Source organism: Vibrio sp. 10N.247.310.23 (genome assembly GCF_041467155.1).
Classification (GTDB): Bacteria; Pseudomonadota; Gammaproteobacteria; order Enterobacterales; family Vibrionaceae; genus Vibrio; species Vibrio crassostreae_C.
In genome coordinates, this window is record NZ_JBFSTZ010000001.1 from 1 (window position 1) to 4,222 (window position 4,222).

At 43.9% G+C, this 4,222-nt stretch carries 5 protein-coding genes; 4 read left to right on the plus strand and 1 reads right to left on the minus strand.

Annotated features, from left to right (window positions below):
* From AB6D93_RS00005 to AB6D93_RS00020, 4 genes are all read left to right on the plus strand, one after another.
* Nucleotides 1-188 (plus strand): hypothetical protein (locus AB6D93_RS00005; RefSeq protein WP_372159151.1); only part of this gene is annotated, 188 nt, incomplete at its 5' end.
* 356 nt (nt 189-544) lie between these two features.
* A complete protein-coding gene (locus AB6D93_RS00010; RefSeq protein ID WP_004734203.1) occupies nt 545-766 on the plus strand; it encodes a FeoA family protein in 222 nt (73 codons plus the stop codon).
* Nucleotides 767-3,040 carry a Fe(2+) transporter permease subunit FeoB gene (gene feoB, locus AB6D93_RS00015; RefSeq protein WP_136975192.1) on the plus strand — a complete coding sequence of 758 codons (2,274 nt, stop codon included), beginning with the start codon at nt 767-769 and terminating at the stop codon, nt 3,038-3,040. It abuts the gene before it with no gap.
* The gene (locus tag AB6D93_RS00020) at nt 3,037-3,267 is read left to right on the plus strand and encodes a FeoC-like transcriptional regulator (RefSeq protein WP_017061938.1); all 231 of its coding nucleotides are present in this window, start codon (nt 3,037-3,039) and stop codon (nt 3,265-3,267) included. The genes feoB and AB6D93_RS00020 overlap by 4 nt, the downstream gene beginning before the upstream one ends.
* A gap of 132 nt (nt 3,268-3,399) precedes the next feature.
* On the opposite strand, the gene AB6D93_RS00025 is transcribed toward AB6D93_RS00020, so the two are convergent.
* Nucleotides 3,400-3,828 (minus strand): HIT domain-containing protein, encoded by a 429-nt coding sequence (locus AB6D93_RS00025; protein ID WP_102332537.1) that lies wholly within the window; start codon nt 3,826-3,828, stop codon nt 3,400-3,402.
* Nucleotides 3,829-4,222: the final 394 nt, after the last annotated feature.

Here is a 4,222-nt window from a genome sequence, read left to right on the forward strand (position 1 = left end):
TACGAGATACGAGATACGAGATACGAGATACGAGATACGAGATACGAGATACGAGATACGAGATAAATGGGGAGTTTAAAAAGGTTGTTGGGATAAAACAAAGGGAAGAAAAAAAATATCGTGGCATAGCCGGGGGGACTATACCACGGGTGCCAACGACACCTTCGCTTGCTGCCGGAGTGATATAGCAAAGCCATATCACCTCTGGAATAAAATTAAAGAGAAGTAGTTTCTCTTCGATGGAGTAACTATACGTCCAGCTACTTATTTTACTTATAAAATTAACGACAGATACCTATGAGAAAACCGACATTGTCTCAAGTGATTGATAATTAATGATTTGTTTTTGTTTGGGAGGGTTTGTACTAGTGAGGTAGTTCTCGCTAGTTGTTGAAAGTAACGTTTTTGACGTAAACGTTTTTAACGAAACTTACGAGTATGTATTTTCGAAAACATTGATTTCACACAATAGAATTGTGGGCATGTATGTGTATCATAGCGTTAATAACAATCTTTCTCATTATCAGTCACGAATTGGGTACTTATGAAACTCTCACAACTAGAGCAAGGAAAGGCGGCTTCTATTGTTGCACTAACAGGTTTAACACCAGACGTAAGGAAGAAACTTATGGTCATGGGTATGTTGCCAAAAACCGAGGTGACGCTTATCCGCCGTGCACCTATGGGTGATCCGCTTCAAGTTGAAGTGAGAGGTGTTTCTATCGCCATTCGTGAAAGCATTGCAGAACAAATCGAGGTTATCTAAATGGATTATCAAGTTCTTACCGTTGGTAACCCGAATAGTGGTAAAACAACACTGTTCAACGCACTGACTGGTGCTAAGCAGCACGTTGGTAACTGGGTTGGTGTCACTGTTGAAAAGAAGACGGGTTTATACTCGCACGCTGGTGATCAGTTTCAACTAACGGATTTACCGGGTATCTACGCACTAGACAGTGGTAATGATGCGAACAGCATCGATGAGTCTATCGCGTCTCGCGCTGTTTTAACTCACCCAGCAGATGTGATCATCAATGTTGTCGACGCTAGCTGTCTAGAACGAAGCTTATATATGACATTACAGCTGCGTGAGTTGGGTCGCCCAATGATCGTTGTGTTGAACAAAATGGATGTATTAAAGCGCGAACGTCAGGTGATTAACCTTAAAGCACTAGAGAAAGAGCTAGGTTGCCCAGTTCTAAGCTTGTCTGCAAACGATAAAGGTCAAGTGGTTCGCTTTAAAGAGCGTCTGCATAAACTGCTTGTGCAAGGTGTGAGCCTTGACCCTATCTCTATTGATTACGATGCCGCGTTAGAAGCTCTTATCCCTTCTGTTGAGTCACTATTTGATGATGCTGACGTATCTCACCGAGCGCTAGCGATTCGTGCTTTAGAAAATGATTACTTGGTATTGAATGGTTTAGCCCCACAAACTCGCACTCAAATTGATAGCGTGCGTCTTGGTGCCGATTTCGATATTGACCTTGCTGTTGCTGACGCTAAATACACTTTCTTACATGACCTTTGTAAACGTGTTCGTCGCAGCGAAGACAAACTAAGCCGTAACTTTACAGAGAAAGCAGACCAATTCATTTTGAACAAATGGGTCGGTATTCCTTTCTTCTTCGTTATCATGTACCTAATGTTCATGTTCTCTATCAATATCGGTAGTGCGTTTATCGACTTCTTCGATATTGGTGTTGGAGCAATATTAGTTGATGGTGGACACCACTTATTAGATGGCCATTTACCAGTTTGGTTAGTCACTGTACTTGCTGATGGTATTGGCGGCGGTATCCAAACGGTTGCGACCTTTATTCCTGTTATCGCAGCGCTTTACCTATTCTTAGCGGTACTAGAAAGCTCAGGCTACATGGCTCGTGCTGCATTTGTACTTGATAAAGTGATGCAGAAGATTGGTTTACCGGGTAAAGCATTTGTCCCACTTGTACTGGGCTTTGGTTGTAACGTGCCTTCAATCATGGCAACTCGTACTCTTGACCAAGAGCGCGAACGTAAACTAGCAGCATCAATGGCGCCGTTTATGTCATGTGGTGCTCGTTTACCGGTATACGCACTGTTCGCGGCGGCGTTCTTCCCAGGTGCAGGACAAAACGTAGTATTCGCTCTGTACATCATGGGTATCGTTGCTTCTGTATTTACGGGTTTGTTCCTGAAAAACACGATCTACCCAGGTAGCAGTGATAGCTTAGTGATGGAAATGCCAGATTACGAATTGCCGACAGTGCAAAACGTAATGTTGAAAACTTGGCAGAAGCTGAAGCGTTTCGTACTTGGTGCAGGTAAAACAATCGTGATGGTTGTGGCTATTCTTAGCTTCCTAAACTCTCTAGGTATGGACGGCAGCTTTGGTAACGAAGATAGCGAAAACTCAGTACTGTCTAGAGCAGCTCAAGTTGTAACACCTGTATTCCAACCAATTGGTATTACTGAAGAGAACTGGCCTGCAACGGTTGGTATCATCACAGGTATTTTCGCTAAAGAAGCCGTTGTTGGTACATTAAATAGCCTATATACAACGCCTTCTGATGAAGAAGCAGCTGAGTTTGACTTAGCAGCAAGCCTGCAAGAAGCGGTAATGACGATCCCTGAAAACCTAGCCGGATTGAGCTACTCAGATCCATTAGGTATTGAAGTTGGCGACTTGTCTGACTCTAATTCTGTAGCAGCTGACCAAGAAGTCGATACCTCTATCTTTGGTAACTTGAAAGACAAGTTTGTATCTGGTCATGCGGCATTCGCTTACTTGATTCTTATCCTGCTTTACACGCCTTGTGTGGCCGCGATGGGTGCTTATGTTCGTGAATTTGGTCAGACGTTTGCACGCTTCATCGCGGTTTGGACGATGGCTCTTGGTTACTTTGGTGCGACTTTCTACTACCAAGCGGCAAACTTTGCTGCGCATCCTGTGACAAGTGCAGTATGGATGGTGGCGATTGCTGGTGGTTTTGTGGTGACGTATCGCGTCTTCAAGAAAGTGGGCAGTAAGCAGAAAGCACTAGAGGTGCAAGTAGTATGATTTTAACTGAACTTCATCAATACATTGATAGCCACGGCGTTGCGGCTCGTAAAGAGCTCGCTGCAAAGTTTGGCATGAGTGAAGATGGCGTCGATGCGATGCTGAGTGTTTGGGTCAAGAAAGGGAAAGTTTCTCGCTTGGTCGATACGAATAAGCATGGTCATACAACGCGTATTCGCTACACCATCAGCAAACAAGATGGTTTGTCGCTTAACGTGATGATGTAGTTCGGTCTTCAGACTCTCGTTGAAAAAGGCGAGATTAGAAAATGACAAAGCCGCTTATCTAAGATGAGCGGCTTTTTGTTATGTGTCTTTTCTGAAGTGTTTTGCTTTAAAGCTCAATGAGATGAACTCGAATTATGCTTTCTTGAAGATAGAGCTCAGTGACAGAACGTTTTGGATACGAGTCAGGATAGCGGCTTGATCTTCTTCACTGCGCTGTTCGCCTTTTGTATTACCCCATACTGGGCCGGGCCAAGCAATGTCGTCTTTGAAGCGTGCAATATGGTGGATGTGCAGTTGTGGCACCATATTACCCAGCGCACCAAGGTTCAATTTGTCTGGTTGGAACGTTGCTTCTAATGCTTGGCTTACCGCCTGAGATTCATGTAGGAACTGCTGTTGCTCTTTCATTGGTAAGTGGTGCAACTCTTTTAGGTTGGCACGTTTTGGTACCAAGATAACCCAAGGCACTGCGTTATCTTTGTGTAGCAGGGTTAAGCTCAGTGGAAATTCGCCGATAAGTGTGGTGTCTTTCGCAAGTTGCGGGTGAAGTTCGAAGCTCATGATCTTTCCAATTAATTGTTTTACATGAGTATAAGGTCGGAGTTTGAATGTGGCTAGGGCTTACGTTCTCAATAAGCGGATTCCCTATCACGTTCGTCCCTCACTGTAGGGAATGATGGTGAGAAGAGGGATAACGATTTGGTGTGGTTTGATGGCGCATCATTGATGTTGTCTTGGATTCACTACACCTATTCTCGTCATCTCCTAGAGCGACGAATGAGCGTAATAGGAGATCTCTTGCTGTGTAGGTTAGCTAATCGCTTAAATAATCGAGTAAACAAACCTCCAGACAAAAAAAAGGTTGACGCTTTCACGTCAACCTTTCTAATTTTCTCGAATCTCGAATCTCGAATCTCGAATCTCGAATCTCGAATCTCGAATCTCGAATCTCGAA

What these genes read in the sequence shown, in the direction of transcription:
- AB6D93_RS00010 (WP_004734203.1), top strand. Translation starts at nt 545, where the DNA reads ATGAAACTCTCACAACTAGAGCAAGGAAAGGCGGCTTCTATTGTTGCA.
- feoB (WP_136975192.1), top strand. Translation starts at nt 767, where the DNA reads ATGGATTATCAAGTTCTTACCGTTGGTAACCCGAATAGTGGTAAAACA.
- AB6D93_RS00020 (WP_017061938.1), top strand. Translation starts at nt 3,037, where the DNA reads ATGATTTTAACTGAACTTCATCAATACATTGATAGCCACGGCGTTGCG.
- AB6D93_RS00025 (WP_102332537.1), bottom strand. Translation starts at nt 3,828, where the DNA reads ATGAGCTTCGAACTTCACCCGCAACTTGCGAAAGACACCACACTTATC.